The sequence below is a fragment of the Streptomyces poriferorum genome (genome assembly GCF_019399235.1).
GTDB lineage: Bacteria > Actinomycetota > Actinomycetes > Streptomycetales > Streptomycetaceae > Streptomyces > Streptomyces poriferorum.
In genome coordinates this window covers 1-17,458 of sequence record NZ_JAELVH010000130.1, presented here as the reverse complement: position 1 = coordinate 17,458, position 17,458 = coordinate 1, and the positions used below count along the sequence as shown (strand labels likewise).

Genomic DNA, 17,458 nt, shown 5'->3' with positions numbered 1-17,458 from the left:
GGCCGGACCCCGCTGCCGTGGAGCCGGGTACCCCCGCCGTGGCCGCCGCGTGGATGGCGGGCAGCCGCCGCAGCCGGGACGACCAGAACACCGCCAGCACTGACGAAGGACGTTGAACATGTCGGACACCCACTCGAACGCCCTGGGCTGGCTACTGGACGAGCAGCTGGGATCCGTGGAAGGCGTCCGGTACGCCGTGCTGATGAGCGGCGACGGTCTGCTCAAGGCCCGGACGGCGACCATCGGTCAGGAGGACGGAGAGAAGCTGGCCGCCCTGACCGCCTCGCTGCGGGCCTCGGGCCGGGCGTGGGACGACTTCACCGGCGGGCACGGCGTGCGCCAGCAGCTGATCGAGAGCGTCGACCGGATCGGCCTGACGACGGCGGCAGGTCAGAACACGATGCTCTCGGTCGTCACGACGGGACCCCACGCCGACGTCGGGCTGATCAGCCACCACATGGCCCTGCTCGTGGTGCGTCTGGGGGAGCAGCTCGGCACCGCGGAGCGCAGGCCCGTCCTCCAGCCGGACGGGGGCACCGCGGTATGACCGGTCCGCGGCGTGACCCCGACATGGTGCGGCCCTACGTCCGCACGGGCGGACGGGTCCGCCCGCACCGGAGCGTCCTCCTGGAGAGCGTGGTCATCGCCGCACCCGGCCCCACCGGCGAGCTGGGGCCCGATGCCCGGCGGGTGATGAGCCTGTTCTCCGTGGGCCACGGCGGGCTGGCGGTCGCTGACATCGCCGCCGCGCTGCAGCTGCCGCCCTCCACCATCCGGATCCTCGTCTCCTCCCTCATGGACAGCGGTCATCTGGCCGGCCCGGCGGCCGCTGTGAACGATCAGCCCGAAAACGACCTCCTGCAGAAGGTGCTTGATGGACTGCGAGAACTGGTCTGACACAACGGAGGCCGTCGCGTACGTGCCGGCCACGGTGACCCGGTCCGCCAAGATCGTGATCGCCGGCGGGTTCGGCGTCGGCAAGACGACCTTCATCGGCAGCGTGTCCGAGGTGCGGCCGCTGCGGATGGAAGAGCCGATCACCGAGGACAGTGCCGGGATCGACGATCTGCGCGGCACACCGGGCAAGAGCACGACGACCGTGGGCATGGACTTCGGCCGCATCCACCTGGGCGGCGGCGCCCTCGCCCTGTATCTCTTCGGACTACCCGGACAGGCCCGCTTCCAGCCCCTGTGGGAGGACCTCGCCCAGGGCGCACTCGGCTGCCTCGTCCTGGCCGACACCCGCGACCTCGACGCGAGCCACGGGGCTCTGAGCCTGCTGGAGGGCGAGGGCATCCCGTACGCGGTCGCGATCAACACCTTCCCCGACGCGCCCGTCTACGACCTCGGCGAACTGCGCCAGGCCCTCGCCCTGGAACCTCACACGCCGCTGATCACCTGCGACGCACGCGACCGTACGTCCTCCCTCCATGCCCTGATCACGCTCACGGAGTACCTGATCTCGCACCGTGCAGCCCTCTCCCTGGAGCCCACCTCATGACCTTCACCAGCTCCGTGCCCACGGTCGCACCGGGCAGGGTCTCGCTGTACGAGCCGGGCTTCGCCGCCGACCCGCACGCCGCCTACGAGCGGATGCGCGGGACCTACGGCCCCCTGGTGCCAGTGGAGTTGGCCCCGGGCATCCCGGCCACGCTGGTGATCGGCTACCTCCAGGCCCGCCGCATCCTCAACGACCCCATGTACTTTCCGCCGGACCCGCGCGTCTGGGAGCAGCAGGTGCCGGCCTCGTGCCCCGTGCGGCCGATGATGGAGTGGCGGCCCAACGCCCTGCGCAACGGCGGGACGGAACACGCCCGTTACCGGTCGGCCAACACCGCGAGTATCAACGCCGTCGACCAGCACCGCCTGCGTGCCCAGGTGGAGAGGGTCGCCGCGGAGTCCATCGCGGACTTCGTCACCACCGGCAGCGCCGATCTGCTCACCCAGTACGCCTGGCCGATCGCCTTCCGGATCCTGAGTGCCCTGCTGGGCTGCCCCGACGAGATCGGGTCCCGGATCGCCGACGGCATGGCGCGTATCTTCAACACGACCGACGCTCATCAGGGCAACCAGATCCTCGGCCAGGCCCTCGCCGACCTCGTCGCCCTGCGCCGGCGCGATCCCGCCGACGACATCACCTCGCGTCTCCTGGCCCACCCGGCGTCGCTGACCGACGAGGAGATGAGCCACCAGCTCGTCACGCTCTACGGCGCCGGCATCGAGCCGCTGACCAACCTCATCGCCAACACCCAGCTGAAGATCCTCACCGACGAGGAGTTCTCCGCCGGGCTCCACGCGGGCCGGTCCACGGTGCGCGACGCGCTCGACACCGTCCTGTACACCGACCCGCCGATGGCGAACTACTGCATCACCTATCCCCCCTTCCCCGCGGACATCGACGGCTTCCTGCTCCCGGCCCACCAGCCCGTCGTCATCTCCATGGCGGCCTGCAACAACGACCCCGAACTCACCCGGGGACCTGCCGGGATCTCGGGCAACCGTGCTCACCTGGCCTGGAGCATCGGCCCCCACACCTGCCCGGCCCGCTCCCACGCGTACCTCATCGCCGAGACCGCGGTCACCTGTCTGCTCGACGCCCTGCCGGAGATGGATCTCGCCGTCCCCGCCGCTGAACTGCGCTGGCGTCCGGGCCCTTTCCACCGCGCCCTGGAATCCCTCCCCGTCCGTTTCTCCGCTGCTCGCTGAAAGAGAGACACCATGTCCGATCAGCCCGTACTCGTCCTCGACCCCACCGGTTCCGACCGCCACGCCGAGTACCAGGCCCTGCGCGACCGCGGTCCGGCCACCCGTGTGGACGTCCTCGGGGTGACCGCGTGGTCGGTCACCGACCCGGCGCTCCTGAAGGAACTGCTCACCAGCCCGGAGGTCTCCAAGGACGCCCGCGCCCACTGGCCGGCCTTCGCGGAGACCGTCGCCACCTGGCCCCTCGCCCTCTGGGTCGCCGTGAGCAACATGTTCACCGCCTACGGGGGCGACCACCGGCGGCTCCGCCGGATGGTGGCCCCGGCGTTCAGCGCCCGCCGCATCCAGGACCTGCGGGCATCGGTCGAGAAGGTCGTGGCCACGCTTCTCGACGATCTCGACTCCCGGCCGGCCGGCGAGGTGGCCGATCTGCGCAAGGACCTCGCCTACCCGCTGCCGATCGCGGTGATCGGCCAGCTCATGGGCGTCCCCGACTACCAGCTCGACGGCTTCCGCACCCTGGTCGACGGTGTCTTCGACACGACCCTCACGGTCGAGCAGGCCACGGCGAACACGGCCGCGCTGTACGAGGCCCTCAACGCACTGATCGCGGCCAAGCGCGCGGATCCCGGCGACGACATGACCTCGCTCCTCATCGCCTCCCGCGACGACGAGGGGGACGGGAGCGCCCTCACGGACGACGAACTGCGCGACACGCTCCTGTTGATGGTCTCCGCCGGATACGACACCACGGTCAACGTGATCGACCAGGCCATCACCGCCCTGCTGGCCGATCCGGCGCAGCTCGCCCATCTGCGGGCCGGGCGCGCCGACTGGAACAGCGTCGTCGAGGAGACACTGCGGCACGAACCGGCCGTCAAGCACCTGCCCATGCGCTTCGCCCTGGCGGACATCCCGCTGCCCGACGGGCAGAAGATCGCCCGGGGCGAGGCGATCCTCGCCTCCTACGCCGCCGCCAACCGCCACCCCGGCCTGCACGGGGAATCCGCCGATCTGTTCGACGTGACCCGGCCGACGAAGGAGCACCTGGCCTTCGGTCACGGCGTGCACTTCTGCCTCGGCGCCCCGCTCGCCCGCCTGGAGATCGCGACCGCGCTCCAGCAGCTCTTCGAGCGGTTCCCCGAGGCCGAACTCGCGGTTCCCGCGGCCGAACTGCAGCCGCTTCCCTCCCTGATCAGCAACGGTCACCAGACCCTCCCGGTACGTCTGCGTCCGGCCGCCGGCTGACCCTGCCGCCGGCCCCCACCGTCCGAGTGGTGGGGGCCGAACGGGCACAGCCCCCACCCGGCGACCGTTGACAGCGCCCTGCCTCCGTGCCACTTTCGAAGCGCTTCGACGATCGTGGCGGTGCGGCGGGCAGCCGTTCCCGCCACCCGGCCACACCCTGGGACGAACATGGCGCTCTTCGACAACCCCGTGATACCCGGCTTCAGTCCGGACCCGAGCATCTGCCGGGTGGGCGACGACTACTACGTGGCGACGTCCAGCTTCGAGTACGTGCCGGGGGTGCCCCTGTGGCACAGCCGCGACCTGGTGAACTGGCGGCTGATCGGCCACGCGCTGGACCGGCCGGACCAGTTGGAGCTGCCGGAGTCGGTCCCGGCCTCGTGCGGTGTGTACGCGCCCACCCTGCGGCACCACGACGGGCTGTTCTGGATGATCACGACCGTGGTCACCGACGCCGGCACCGTCCTGGTGACCGCGAAGGACCCCGCAGGCCCCTGGTCGGACCCGGTGCCGGTCGGCATACCGGGCATCGACCCCGACCTGGCCTGGGACGAGGACGGCACCTGCTGGTGTGTGTACTCGGACGACGGGATCCACGGGGTGCGCATCGATCCGGAGACGGGCCGGGCGCTCGGCGAGCCGGTGGCGTTGTGGTCCGGGACCGGACTGCAATACCCCGAAGGACCGCATCTGTACCGGATCGGCGACTGGTGGTACCTGCTGCTGTCGGAGGGCGGCACCGAGCGCGGCCACGCGCTGTCGGTGGCCCGGGCCCGCAGCCTGCCGGGGCCGTTCGAACCGCATCCGGACAACCCCGTGCTCTCCCACCGCAGCACCGGTCACCCCGTGCAGAACATCGGCCACGGTGACCTCGTACAGGCGCAGGACGACACCTGGTGGATGGTGTTGCTGGGTACCCGGCCCCGCGGCGACACCCCGAAGTACCACGGCCTGGGCCGGGAGACGTTCCTGGCGCCGGTCCGCTGGGAGGACGGCTGGCCGCTGCCGGGACCGGTGGACCTGCGCGCCGAAGCCCCGGCCCTGTCGCCGCACCCGTGGCCCGGGGAGGCGAACCGGGACGACTTCGACTCCCCCGCACTCGCACCGCACTGGGTGTCGCTGAGGCGGCACGACCCGGCCGCCGCCCGCCTGGACGAGCGGCCGGGGCACCTGGTGCTGCACGCCCGCGCGGACAGCCTCGACTCGCCGGGAGCGCTCTTCGTGGGGCGTCGCCAGCAGGATCCCGACTGCACCGCCCGTACGCGGATCGACGTCGCTCCGGGAGGCCTGGGCGGGCTCGTCGTACGGCTCGACGAGGCGCACCACTACCGGGTGGAAACGGACGGCGCCGGCACGGTCCACGTCGTCGCCAGGATCGGCCCGCTGTGCCACAGCGTGGCCGAACGCACGGTGGAGCCGGGCCCTTTGACCCTGCGGATCGACGTCACCACCGAGGTGACCCTGCCTCCGTCCGTGACGGACCCGAAGGCGGTGGCCCCGCCCGGCCTCCGGATCGGCGCGCCCGACACCCTCCACCTGGGCTACGAGACGGCCGAGGGCGGCTTCGAGGTACTGGCCGCTCTCGACGGCCGCTACCTCACCACTGAGGTCGCCGGGGGCTTCACCGGCCGCGTTGTCGGCATGTACGCGACCCGGGGCAGCGCGGCCTTCGACTGGTTCGGCCTGCGCCCGGCCTGACGCCGGGGACAGGGGCGCGCGTTCCGCGCCCGCCCCCGCTGCCCGGCTCAGTAGTGCTGGACCTCCGGCCAGACCGCCGCCGGGTCGCAGTGCGCCGGGCACGCCATCAGGTAGACCTCGTTGCCGAGGAACATCCCGTAGGTGTCGGCCCCCACGCTGTAGGGCTGCTCGGGCGCGTCGGCATGGACCGCGAATTCCATGTTCTCCGGTACCTGGCAGAGGTATTCCAGCTCGGCGCCGCACGCGCAGGTGTAGGAAACGGGGCCCTGCGCCCAGGACGGCGTACCGCCCAGCTTGAACTTCAGGGCGCCGATGCCGCGCGAGTCGGGGACGTCATCGAAGGGCCTCAGTGTCAACGGCAGGGCGCATATGGAGGGTTCGGGCTCGGCGGCCGGAAGGTCCGCCCGCCGCTGGAGCAGAATGCGCCAGAAGGGCCCCGGGTAGGGCGATTGCGGAGCGTCCCAGTACCGGGGCACGAGCCGCCCGCCGGCGAACTCGGCATCGGACGCCTCGTTGTGCGCACCGCAGTGGAACACCAGCAGGTGATCCCCGCCGAAGGGCTCCAGGTCCGGGGGCACATCGAGCTGGAAGAACAGGGCCAGCCTCTCCCCGCAGAAGCACACGGGCCACTCCTGCCCGGGATCGAGGTACGGCCGGCCGCCCATGGAGTCACGCGCCGGCCGGTCCAGCGGCACGGCTCCGACCTCTATGGCGTGCGCGGGCAGCGCCGCCCGCGAATTCCCTGCGTCCTGTCCAGTCATCCGCTCACCCTAGAGCCGCCCTGTGACAGCCCGATCGCGGGCGATCAGGGCCGGCGGCGACGGACCTGGACATGATGTCCGGCCCGTCCTGGAAGGCCGGAACGGGCGGCATCCCGCGCCCGCCCCCTCCATGGATTCCGCAGCCGCCGCTCCGGCCGACGCGATATGCTGATGCAGATAGTGCAAGCGACTTGCAAAATGAGGAGGGTCATGGCTACTCGGGCGACCGACGCCGGGACGAACCAGAGCGTCGAACGAGCCGTCTCGGTGCTGCGCGCACTCGACTCGGGCCGCGCCGAGCTACGCGTCTCCGACGTCGCCGAACTCACCGGGCTGGGATCCTCCACCACCTCCCGGCTGCTGTCCACCCTCGAACGCCTCGACATGGTCGAGCGCGACCCGGTCAGCAACCTCTACCGGCTCAGCCTCGGCATCCTCCCCCTCGCCGCCACCGCCACCAATCGGCACCCGGTCCACCGCGCCGCCCGCATGGTCCTCCAGGACCTCGCCACCCGCACCGGGCTGGGGGCCAACGTCGCCATCCGCCGCGACACCGAGCTGATGTTCCTGTGCAACTTCGAGGGGACGCGCGCCCCGAAGTCGTACACCCAGGCCGGACACACCGCCCCGCTGCACGCCACCAGCATCGGCAAGTGCCTCCTGACCGGGCTCACACCCAAGGAGCGCCGCACGCTGCTGCCCGAACCGCTGGCGGCGCACACGGACTACACGACCACCAGCCACGATCTCCTCGATGCCGAGATCGACACCGTCCGCCGCACCGGCTACGCCGTCGAAGCCGAGGAACGGGCTCTCGGCCGGGCCTCCCTCGCCGCTCCGGTCCGTGACTCCTCGGGCGACGTCGTGGCCGCCATCTCCCTGTGGGGCCCCACCTCCCTCCTCGGCGGGCACACCGAGGAGGAAGGGCAGCGGCTCGCACTGACCCGTGAGGTCATCGAGGCCGCCGACGCCATCAGCCAGGCGCTGGGCGCCGTCTGAGCCACCGGCGCGAAGGGGCCCGTCCAGGTCGGCCGACCTGGACGGGCCCCTTCGCGTCGCGCGCCTATGCGCCGTACGCCTTGAACGCGATCACGTGCGCGTGCCGCGCCCCGTGCGTCGCGTCCACCACGAGCCGCAGCGCGTCGGTGCTCACCGGGCCGCCGTCCGCACCGCGCAGACCGTGCACGCGGTGGCGGCGGCGGTTGTCCGTCACCGTCAGCAGCGTGCGCCAGGCGCCGTCGGGCTCACGGCTCTGGACGCGGTAGTCGCGGACCAGTTCCGGCATGACCTCGAACGGAGTGCGGTGCCGGTGCAGGTTGTTGAGGTACTCGTCGACGTCGTCGTCGAACACCACCCGCACCTCGCCGAGCTGCCGCTCCCCGTCCCAGTCCAGGCGCAGCCACTGCCCGGCCCGTTCCGGGTCCGCCAGCGGCCCGGACGACCACATCTGCGGCCCGCCGTAGGGGCGCTGGAATCCGCCGACGGCCCGCTCGGGCAGGAACGCCTCGGTCTCCGGGGCGGCGCGGAAGCCGAAGCTCCGGCGGCGCAGGCCGCGGGCCTGCCACTCCAGGACCGGCTGGCCGTCCTCCTCGGGGATGTCGTGGTCGACGGCCACATCGCCCTCGGCCCGGCTGCGCAGCGCGAGAACGCCGTCGGTGCGCACGGGGACGAGGACCAGCGCCGTGCCCGGACAGGCGCGGACGATCAGGACGACGTTCTCCGGGGCGTCCGGGCGGTGGCCGAGGCGGGCGGTGACCCAGTGGGGGCCGCCGGCCGGCACGGTCACCGCGGTGGTCAGCAGTTGGTCGGCGGGGACGGCGTTCTCGGGGCGGCCGGTGCTCCACAGCTCCACCGTGAGCTCACTGGACCGTCCGTCCGGGGCGCCGTGGACCAGCAGGTCGACCGTGTCGAGCACGGGGTCGGCCGGCAGCAGCAGCGCGAGGTCGCGGGTGAGCGGGTACGGGTCGCCGGGCGCGGCCGATGCCGGCTCCGCGGCCAGACGGTTCAGGTACGAGGAGGCGCTGACCCGGGCCGTGAGTGCCAGGTTGCCGGGGTCGTCGTCGGCCAGGCCGATCACCGAGGCGTCCTGCCGCAGCAGGGCGCGGCGCACCAGCTCGGGGCGGGTCGCGGCGAGTTCGCGCGGGCCGATGCCCTCGGCCACGCACAGTGCGGCGGCCGTGCCCGCGGCCTCGCCGAGCGTGGCACAGGTGGCCATCACGCGGGTGGCGCCGAACGCGATGTGGGTGGCGGATATGTTGCGCCCGGCGAACATCAGATTCGTGACGTTCACCGAGTACAGGGAGCGCAGCGGGATGTGGAAGATGCCGTCCGCGTAGCGCTGCCGGGCGCCGGGCTCGTCGGCGTACATGCCCTGCACGGGGTGGAGGTCGACGGACCAGCCGCCGAACGCGACGCGGTCGTCGAACTGCCGCTGCTCCAGGACGTCCTGCTGGCTCAGGACGTGGTCGCCGAGGAAGCGGCGGTACTCGCGCTTGCCCGGGAGGCTGCCGACCCACTCCAGGGTCAGGTTCTCGGCGTCCGGGAACTCGCCGGAGTTCTTGATGTGGTCCCAGATGCCCATGACCACGGACTGGAGCTCGTCGCGGATGCGCTCGTTGTCGTGCACGGTGTCGAGCTCGCCACCCCACTCGACCCACCAGTAGTCGCAGCCGTTGTCGCCGGTGCGCAGCACACGGTTGCGCAGGATGGGCGTGGTGGTGAGGTCGCGGGCGGAGGTGGGCGGCACGAACTTCACCGGCCGGCCCAGGTCCTTGGTGTGGAAGAGGATCGTCGACCCGAGCAGCGCCTCGTCCGCCTCCTCGGGCGCCCAGGGCTCGCCGAACTCCGCGCGCGCCTCGCGGCCGATGCGGTAGCGGGCGCCCGCGAGGTGGCCGAGCAGGCCGTCGCCGGTGCAGTCGAGGAACTGCCGGGCGTGGAAGGTGATGCGCCGCTCGGAGCCCATCATCCAGCCGGTGCAGGAGTGGACCTCGCGCGCGTCCTCCGGGCCGCTCGCGTCGACCTCGCGTACGTCCGTGTTGAGGTACAGGTCGATGTTCGGTTCGGCCCGGACGGCGTCGAGGACCACCTGGTCCCAGTAGTACGGGTTCCCCTCGGGGTTGCGGTACTGGTTCTCGGTGTACAGCTCGCCCATGATGCCGGTCTCGCGGGCCCAGCGGTGCACCCCGTGGGCGGAGGCTCCGCAGACCCAGACCCGGACCTCGCTGCTGGCGTTGCCGCCCAGCACGGTCCGGTTGTTGACCAGGGCGACGCGCCGGCCGAGCCGGGCCGCGGCGATGGCCGCGCAGGTCCCCGCCAGGCCACCGCCGATGACGGCGATGTCGTAATGGACCTCTTCTTCCCGCACGGGGCGGCCTCCTCGGTGTGAAGCACGGATTCTCTCCGCCGCAGCGGAGCGACCCCGAACGTACATCACATCCATATTGTGCAACCACTGTTCAGTCAGTGGGATGTGTTGTAAGTTTCCGGCGCAGCCAACGATGCCGTCGGCGAGGGCTACCGTTCGAGTTCACGGCAGGTCAACAGCGTCGTCGGTGCTGCACAGAACCGGCGATTCACCGCCCAAAAGGGTTGACGCCTTCGCACGATATGGAGAACGATCCCGCATGCTGCAACTTGCGTTCGATGCGGCAGCATGACCTTCACACAGGGCCTCGGCCGACGCACGGGACGGCGCGGCTCACGGCTCACGTCCGGCCGCTTCGCCTCCGGCCCTTCGGAGCGCAGCCGCCGCGGCACGCCCCGCACCACCGCTCCCGCACCGTTCGAGAGGACTGATCCATGAGTACGGCCGCACCTCCACGGAAGGCCGCTCCACGTCGTGAGCGGACCGGTGGACGACTCTCCAACGGCGCGTTCGCACTGCTGCTGACCGCACCGGGGATCGCGCTCTTCGCGACGATCATCATCTATCCGCTGGTATCGGCCCTGTTCACCGGCTTCTTCAAGCAGGACCTGCGCCTTCCGGGCCGGGAGTTCGTCGGTCTCGACAACTTCACCTACTGGCTGGACGGCGAGTTCCTCACCATCCTCAAGCAGACCCTGGTCTTCACCGTCGGCGCGACGCTCGTCCCCTTCGTGATCGGGTTCGCCCTCGCACTCGCGCTGAACTCGGGCCTGAAGGGCAGCGGCTTCATGCGCGGCCTGTTCCTGTTCCCGTGGGTGATCCCGGGCGTGGTGGTCTCCTTCCTGTGGATGTGGATCTTCAACGCGAACTACGGCGTACTGAACGGCGTCCTCATGGACACCGGGATCATCGACGAGTCGGTGTCCTGGCTCGGGCAGCCGGGCACCGCGATGCTCGCCGTCATCGTCACCAAGACCTGGGCGAGCTTCCCCTGGATGATGGTGATGCTCCTGGCCGGCCTGCAGACCGTGCCCAGGGAACTGCACGAGGCGGCGTCGATCGACGGGGCCGGCTCGATCCGGCGCTTCTTCGCCGTCACCTGGCCCCAGGTGCGCGGGGTCGCCTCGATCGTGCTGCTCCTGGAGTTCATCTGGAACTTCCAGCACTTCGACACCATCTACGTGCTCACCGGCGGCGGGCCCGCCGGCGCCACCGAGACCTTCGCGACCGCGGTGTACCAGACCGCCTTCAAGGGCTTCGACATCGGCCGGGCGACCGCGCTGGGCGGCCTGTGGATGCTGCTCCTGCTCCTCCTCGTCGTCGTCTACCTCAGGATCACCGAGCGGAAGGACGACGCCTGATGACCTCCACGACCTCCACCCCGCTGTCCGGCACCGGCCGGCTGAAGCAGTCCGCCATGTCCGCCGGGAACACCTCGCGGCGCCGGATGCGCAAGGACCTGATCCGCTCCAGGATCGCCGCCTGGACCGCGGTCCTGGTGATCGGCGCCTTCGGCCTCCTGCCGGTCTACTGGCTGCTGGCCACCGCCCTGAGCAGCCCCGAGGACGCGTTCCAGTTCCCGCCGAAGCTGATACCCACCCACATCACCTTCAGCAACTTCACCGCCCTCGCCGAGAACGACCAGCTGATCAAGTACATGATCAACTCGCTCGTCGTGGCCTCGATCACCGCCGTGCTGAGCGTGGTCGTCGCCACGTACATGGGGTACTCGTTCTCCAAGTTCCGCTACCGCGGCCGGCGCTCGCTGATGCACATGGTGCTGGCCTCCCAGATGTTCCCCCAGGCGCTCCTGCTGGTGACGCTGTACGCGGTCTTCTCCAGCTTCGGCCTGCTGAACACGTACACCGCGCTGGTGCTGTCCTTCACCACCTTCACGATGCCGCTGTGCGTCTGGATGCTGAAGGGCATCTTCGACACCATCCCGGACGCCCTCCTGGAGGCCGCGTCCATCGACGGCGCCTCGCGGTGGCGGACGCTGCACTCCATCGTGGCGCCGCTGGCCGCGCCCGGAATGATCGCGGCCGGACTGTTCGCCTTCGTCCGCGGCTGGAACGACTTCATCTTCGCGGTGACGCTGGCCGACAAGGAGAAGCAGACCCTGCCGCCCGGCCTCGTCTCCACCTACATCGGCGAGTTCCAGGCCGCCTGGCCCGAGCTGATGGCCGCCTCCCTGGTGGTGTCCATCCCGGTGGTCGTCGCCTTCATGTTCCTGCAGCGCTACCTCGTCGGCGGCATGACCGCCGGCTCGGTCAAGTAGCCCCCCGCTCCTCCCCTCCCGCCCTTTCCCATGGAGTCACCATGACCACCTCTGGCATCAGCCGCCGCGGCGCGCTGCGCATGTTCGGTATCGGCGCGCTCGGTATGGCCGGCGTCGGCGCGCTGGGTGCCTGCGCGCCGTCGCCGTCCAACTCCGGCAGCGCCTCCAACGGAGGCGACACGAAGTCCAAGGACTTCGACTTCACCTCCTGGTCGCTCAACGAGGAGGCCGCCAGACCGGCGATCGAGAAGATCATCGCCGCCTGGGAGAAGGCCGAGAAGTCCAAGGTCCGCGCGGTCTCGTACCCGTACAACGAGTACCTCAGCCAGCTCACCCTCAAGCTCGGCGGCGGTGAGACCACCGGCGCGATACACCTCGACATCGCGTGGCTCGCCGCGGTGGCGCAGATGGGCAAGCTCGCCGACCTCGGCTCCGTCGCCCCGAAGGGCGGCTACACGGACGTCGCGCTGAAGAGCGGTGTGTACGACGGCAAGCAGTACGGCCTGCCGTGGAACACCGGCTCGATCGGTGTGATCGCCAACTCCAAGCTCCTGGCGAAGGCCGGCATCAAGAAGCACCCCGCCACCGTCGAGGAGTTCGAGGACGCGCTGCGGGCGATCAAGGGGCTCGGCGGCGGGGTCGTGCCCTACGCCGCGGCCACGAAGGTCGCGCAGCTCAAGGACATCTTCCCGTGGATGCAGACCTTCGGCTGCACGCTCATGGACGGCGAGAAGGTCACCATCGGCGACGACGCCTCCGTCGACGCGGTCACCTGGTACAAGAAGCTGCACGACGCGAAGCTAATCGCCGCCGACGTGGACCGCTTCGACGCGCGCGCCCTGTTCGGGCAGGGCAAGGCAGCCTTCTACGACGACGCCGTCATCGGCAAGGGCGTGACCGCGGCCCAGTCCAAGGACAAGACGCTGGCCGACGCCATGCAGCCGATGATGCGTCCGGTGCTGCGCTCCGGTGACACGCCGCAGGCGCTGCTGTGGGGCGGCGTGATCGCGATCGTCAACGGCAAGGGCCAGGACGCGGCGACGGAGTTCGCCCTGCACACCACCTCCGACCTCGCGACCACCTCCGAGTACTTCACGTCCCGCGCCCTGCCGCCGTCCACCACGGCGGGCCTGGCGGACCCGAAGGTCGCCCAGGACACGTTCACCACCGAGTGGACCGAGAAGATCACCAAGACGGCCACCGGCAGCCCGTTCTGGCAGTTCGCGCAGAACGCGCAGATCGAGGAGGCCGTGGCGAAGCAGGTCCAGGCCGTCCTGGTCGGCAAGTCGAAGCCGAAGGACGCGATGAGGAAGGCCGGCGAGGAGGTCGCCGCGCTCATCAAGCGCTGAGACAACGCGCGGCGGCCCGGGGCCCGGTGAAGGCGGATCAGCCTTCACCGGGCCCTTCGCCGTCCGCACACGCCTTCCCTCTCAGGTATGTCAAATCCTCATTGTGCAATCTCTATTCAGCATGTGGGATCTGTTGTAAATTTCCGGCGCAGCGGAGGGACGGGCCGACTCCTTGGGTCGCTCCCGTGCCCCCACCATCCCGCCCGCGAAGGAGTTCACCTTGCGACGTCCCACGGCACGCGCGTACGCCGCCTCGGCTGCGGCCCTGGCCGCCCTGCTCACGCCCGGTCCGGCCGCCCAGGCCGCCGGCACGGACCGCGCGGCGGCCGCGGCGACGGTGATCGAGAAGGTTCCGTACACGATGGACTCGTCGAACCAGGCCGCCTGGTGGACGCCCGCCGCGACGTACAAGGGCCGCGGCCAGTACACGTACTTCGCCTTCAACGAGCCCGGCGCGACGGCCGCGACGCACCGCCCGGCGATCGCCCGCCGCGACCCGGACGGCGTGTGGAGCCGGCTGCCGCTGCTGGCCGCGAACGGGCAGCAGGCCGAGTTCCCCGACGACAACGGCCACAACCAGCCCTCGGTCGCACGCGACGGCAGCGGCCGCCTCCACGTGTTCACCTCCATGCACGCCAACCCCTGGCGCTACTTCCGCACCGAGGCCCCCGGCGGGGCAGTCACGGACCACTCGGCCGAACTGCCGGACCAGGGCGAGGCGATCACGTACCCGGTCGTGACCACCGCCCCCAACGGCGACCTGTACCTCGCCGCCCGCGTCGGCGCCGGCTCCGACCAGCGCCCCGGCAAGCTGTACCGCTGGGACAACGCCGCGTCGCACTGGAGCGTGGTCGCCACGTTCGCCGTCGCGTTGAACCGCTCGGTGTACCCCGACGACCTGACGGTCGACGCCGCCGGGCGCGTACACCTCCTCTACGAGTGGGCCAAGGCACCCGCGACCGCGTTCCGGCATCAGCTCTCCTACCTCCGCTACGACCCGGCGACCGGCGCCTTCGCGGACAGCGCGGGCGGGGCCGTCACCACTCCGGTGACGCCGGCCACGTCCGATGTGATCCAGGAGCTCACCACGGGCGAGGAGTGGAGCATCGACAACGCCTACACGGGCCCGGCGGTGCAGAGCGCCAAGCTCACCCTCGACGGCTCCACCCCGAAGGTCGCCTACCGCTACCGCTCGGCCGACAGCGGCGGCAACTTCCGCGTCTACTACGCGTATCCGAGCGGCAGCGACTGGCTCCGCCAGACCGTGTACGCCGACGGCCAGACCGCCGCGGCCCTCGGGATCACCTGGGACGCGACGGAGGCGGGCCGCGTCTACTACGTGACCACCTCCGGCACGGACCGCGTCTTCGCCGCGACCCGCCCCGGCACCACATGGACCTCGCAGTCCGCCGCACCGGGCGTGAGCGCGGACCGGCTGGCGGTGCGGAGGGACTCGGACGGGAACGACGTGCTGTACCTGCCGGACACGGCGCACAACTCGCTGTACTACGGGGTGCGTTGAGCACGGCAGCGCCGGGGCCGGGCCGCCCCGTTCGGATCGGTGAAAGGAGGCGCTCGGCACCGCCGAGCGCCTCCGGGCCCTCTGTCTCCGGGGCCTCAGCCCCGCAGCGCCGACAGGAAGATGCCGGGCAGCTTCCACAGCTTCGGGGCGGCGGTGAAGGCGGTCAGCCGTCGCACGGTCGTCAGGCCGGTCCGGTTGGTGACGTAGTACGGCGGGCGCGGGGACAGCGAGGGCGAACCCTTGAACAGGCCGCGGGGAGACGGGGCGAAGGGGGCCCGGAGTACCGTCTTCTCCACGTCCTCCAGCATGAAGGCGTTGTGCACGAAGCCGATTCCGCTGCCGATCTCCTGGCGGGTGTGCCCGGGGAACGCCCCCCACGGCGCGTATCCGAGGAGGAAGCCGAACGCCGACCAGCAGTTCACTCCGAGCGTGCCGTAGCGCAGTTCGGCTATCGCGGTGTCCACGGCGTCGCGGTGTGCGCGCTCGGTACGCGGGTGGACCAGCAGGGTGGCGCCCAGAGTGCCCGGCAGGGTGTCATTGGCGAAGTCGGTGGCCCGGCGCAGGAAATCGGCCGGGTCCCGGCCCTCCAGACGTACCACTCCGAGTGCGCTGGCGAACACCTCGTCGGTGAGCATCGGATCGTCCGGGCGCGTGATGTCGGGCACGAGCGCCCCGCAGGCCGCTCCCGCCAGGAACTCGGTCCCGGGGTGCGCGTCGACGACGTCGCACAGCCGTCCGGCAGCGCCCGGGTAGTAATCGCTGCGGGGCGGGAGTTCGCTCAGGACCCGGCGGATCTCGTCGAGCAGTCGCTCGGTTCCGTCCCAGTCCCGCGGCACCACGAGGATCTGGCTGGCGACGCAGTTGTGGCCTGAGTTGTTCATCTTGCTGGTGACGATGTGCTCCGCCTGGAAGCGGAGGTCCGCGTCCGTCCACGGACCAGGGGTGACGATGCAGGGGCTCACTCCCCCGAGCTCGCTGGTGAACGGCTTGTCGTTCAGGGGGGTGTCGTCGATGCGGCGCTGTTGTGCCTGCTCGTCCGTGCCCCAGACGATGGCGTCGTGCGTGCGCTCGCTGCCCGTCACATGGATGGTGTCGATGCCCTCGTGCGCGGTCAGGTAGGCGCCCTCGGCGGGGCCGCCGTCCACGAAGCGGACCCATCCGCGATCCACGAACTCCGCGAACACCTTCTCGAAGTGCGGCCGGAGGTAGTCGTTGACCGGGTTCATCTTGGCGATGACGACCTGGTTGTCCAGGTACAGCTTGTGCACGATGTCGAGCGGGGTGATGGCCGCTACGTTCCCGGCTCCCAGCACGAGTGCCACGGCGGGTGTTCCCGGGCTGCCCCGGTAGGCGCCCGCCGCACTGGCGAGCACCTGTTCGCGCGTGGTGCCGGGCAGGGTCCACACCTGTGCGGAGAAGCCGCTGAGCAGGAGGCGGTCCGTGCCCGTGGCGGGGAAGACGTCGACCACGGTGCGCCCGCCGCGGTCGCGGACGGACCGGGCCGGAACCGGGTCCCGCCCGTCGGCGAGCCTGCACAGTACGTGGAGGTACGCGCTCACCGTCTGTGCCAGGGCCCAGGGTGCGGTGACCCAGTCCTCGGCGGCCCAGGGCGAGTCGGCACCGTAGCCCTTGGCGCGTGCCGCGTCGGCGACCATGGCGGGGGCACCTTCGGCGATGCGGGGCAGCATCCGTTCCAGCAGGCCGATGCGTTCGACCGGTCCGGTCAGGGCCCAGGTCTCCATGCCCTCGCGCAGTGCGGTCACGGCGTGGTCCAGGGGTGCGGTGTCGAGTACCGGTGCGGCGCTCACAGGAAGGCTCCTCGGTGCGGGGGCGGGGCGGAAGGGTCGTCGGCCCGGTGTGTGGCGGTGTGGGTCAGCGGGCCAGACGGGCGATGTCGCGGGCCGGGTCGATCAGCAGGAAGGACGCCGCTGCTCCGATCACGAGCAGCACGCCGGAGAACGTGACGGCGAGGTGGTAGCCGTCGTTGCCCTGGGCGTCGACGAGAGCGCCGACGACGGCCGGTGCCGCGAGGCCGGCGGCCGTGACGACCGCGTTCATCGCGCCAAGCGCCCCGCCGCTCCGGCCGGTGGGGGCGAGTTCGGCGACCGTGGTGGCCGCGACCGTGGCGTAGGAGCCACCGAGGCCGAATCCCAGGGCCACCAGCACGGTCTTGCCCGTGGAGCCGTCCACGAAGGTCTGCGCCAGCAGGCACGCCGCGCCCAGGGCGAGCAGCCATCCGCCGACCCAGCCGCGTGCCCGGCGGCTGCTGACCCCGCGGCGCATGAGCCGGCCGGTGATGCCGGCCTGGGCCAGCAGCGCCACGGCAGCTACGGCCCAGGGCACGACGATGAGCACGGCCGCCGTGTGGGCCGGGTGCCCGAGGGCGTTGCGCAGGTAGGACGGCAGCCAGACCAGCATCAGCGCCACCGCCCAGTAGCTCGTGAAGTAGGCGACTGTGGCCCCGATCCACGTGCGCGTGGCGAGGATCCGTCCGTACGGAACGGGGGCGGCCGCCCCGGCGCCCGGCAGCGACCG

General features: G+C 71.1%; 15 protein-coding genes. 11 read left to right on the top strand and 4 right to left on the bottom strand.

Going from position 1 to position 17,458, the window contains the following annotated elements; translation table 11 throughout:
* Positions 1–118: 118 nt before the first annotated feature.
* The 6 genes from JGS39_RS22225 to JGS39_RS22200 all read left to right on the top strand — a co-directional run bounded on the left by JGS39_RS22225 (position 119) and on the right by JGS39_RS22200 (position 5,649).
* Positions 119–547 carry a roadblock/LC7 domain-containing protein gene (locus tag JGS39_RS22225; RefSeq protein ID WP_219571136.1) on the top strand — a complete coding sequence of 143 codons (429 nt, stop codon included), beginning with the start codon at positions 119–121 and terminating at the stop codon, positions 545–547.
* A 23-nt stretch (positions 548–570) separates the two neighbouring features.
* Positions 571–897 carry a DUF742 domain-containing protein gene (locus JGS39_RS22220; protein WP_219571137.1) on the top strand — a complete coding sequence of 109 codons (327 nt, stop codon included), beginning with the start codon at positions 571–573 and terminating at the stop codon, positions 895–897.
* On the top strand, positions 875–1,501 hold the full coding sequence (locus JGS39_RS22215; RefSeq protein WP_219571135.1) for a GTP-binding protein: 627 nt from the start codon (positions 875–877) through the stop codon (positions 1,499–1,501). Before JGS39_RS22220 ends, JGS39_RS22215 begins: the two co-directional genes overlap by 23 nt.
* A complete protein-coding gene (locus JGS39_RS22210; RefSeq protein ID WP_219571134.1) occupies positions 1,498–2,706 on the top strand; it encodes a cytochrome P450 in 1,209 nt (402 codons plus the stop codon). The genes JGS39_RS22215 and JGS39_RS22210 overlap by 4 nt, the downstream gene beginning before the upstream one ends.
* 12 nt (positions 2,707–2,718) lie before the next feature.
* On the top strand, positions 2,719–3,951 hold the full coding sequence (locus tag JGS39_RS22205) for a cytochrome P450 family protein (protein ID WP_219571133.1): 1,233 nt from the start codon (positions 2,719–2,721) through the stop codon (positions 3,949–3,951).
* A gap of 168 nt (positions 3,952–4,119) precedes the next feature.
* Positions 4,120–5,649 carry a glycoside hydrolase family 43 protein gene (locus JGS39_RS22200; protein WP_219571132.1) on the top strand — a complete coding sequence of 510 codons (1,530 nt, stop codon included), beginning with the start codon at positions 4,120–4,122 and terminating at the stop codon, positions 5,647–5,649.
* A gap of 47 nt (positions 5,650–5,696) precedes the next feature.
* Here JGS39_RS22200 and JGS39_RS22195 read toward each other — a convergent pair whose 3' ends face one another.
* Positions 5,697–6,410 carry a YwqG family protein gene (locus tag JGS39_RS22195; protein ID WP_219571131.1) on the bottom strand — a complete coding sequence of 238 codons (714 nt, stop codon included), beginning with the start codon at positions 6,408–6,410 and terminating at the stop codon, positions 5,697–5,699.
* A 210-nt stretch (positions 6,411–6,620) separates the two neighbouring features.
* Here JGS39_RS22195 and JGS39_RS22190 point away from each other — a divergent pair, with 210 nt between their 5' ends.
* Complete coding sequence (locus tag JGS39_RS22190; RefSeq protein ID WP_219571130.1) at positions 6,621–7,409, top strand: IclR family transcriptional regulator; 789 nt, start codon at positions 6,621–6,623, stop codon at positions 7,407–7,409.
* A 64-nt stretch (positions 7,410–7,473) separates the two neighbouring features.
* Here JGS39_RS22190 and JGS39_RS22185 read toward each other — a convergent pair whose 3' ends face one another.
* Positions 7,474–9,774 carry an FAD-dependent oxidoreductase gene (locus tag JGS39_RS22185; RefSeq protein WP_219571129.1) on the bottom strand — a complete coding sequence of 767 codons (2,301 nt, stop codon included), beginning with the start codon at positions 9,772–9,774 and terminating at the stop codon, positions 7,474–7,476.
* Between the two features lie 434 nt (positions 9,775–10,208).
* On the opposite strand from JGS39_RS22185, the gene JGS39_RS22180 reads away from it, so the two are divergent.
* The 4 genes from JGS39_RS22180 to JGS39_RS22165 all read left to right on the top strand — a co-directional run bounded on the left by JGS39_RS22180 (position 10,209) and on the right by JGS39_RS22165 (position 14,923).
* Positions 10,209–11,135, top strand: coding sequence for a carbohydrate ABC transporter permease (locus JGS39_RS22180; RefSeq protein WP_219571128.1), 927 nt, complete (start codon positions 10,209–10,211; stop codon positions 11,133–11,135).
* The gene (locus JGS39_RS22175) at positions 11,135–12,052 is read left to right on the top strand and encodes a carbohydrate ABC transporter permease (RefSeq protein WP_219571127.1); all 918 of its coding nucleotides are present in this window, start codon (positions 11,135–11,137) and stop codon (positions 12,050–12,052) included. Before JGS39_RS22180 ends, JGS39_RS22175 begins: the two co-directional genes overlap by 1 nt.
* A gap of 41 nt (positions 12,053–12,093) precedes the next feature.
* Positions 12,094–13,401, top strand: coding sequence for a sugar ABC transporter substrate-binding protein (locus JGS39_RS22170; protein ID WP_219571126.1), 1,308 nt, complete (start codon positions 12,094–12,096; stop codon positions 13,399–13,401).
* Between the two features lie 220 nt (positions 13,402–13,621).
* Complete coding sequence (locus JGS39_RS22165; protein WP_219571125.1) at positions 13,622–14,923, top strand: BNR-4 repeat-containing protein; 1,302 nt, start codon at positions 13,622–13,624, stop codon at positions 14,921–14,923.
* A gap of 95 nt (positions 14,924–15,018) precedes the next feature.
* Here the strand turns inward: JGS39_RS22165 and JGS39_RS22160 are convergent, their stop codons facing one another.
* Together JGS39_RS22160 and JGS39_RS22155 are read right to left on the bottom strand one after the other, a co-directional pair.
* Positions 15,019–16,731 (bottom strand): aldehyde dehydrogenase family protein, encoded by a 1,713-nt coding sequence (locus JGS39_RS22160; protein WP_219571124.1) that lies wholly within the window; start codon positions 16,729–16,731, stop codon positions 15,019–15,021.
* 64 nt (positions 16,732–16,795) lie between these two features.
* Positions 16,796–17,458 (bottom strand): MFS transporter (locus tag JGS39_RS22155; protein ID WP_219571123.1); only part of this gene is annotated, 663 nt, incomplete at its 5' end.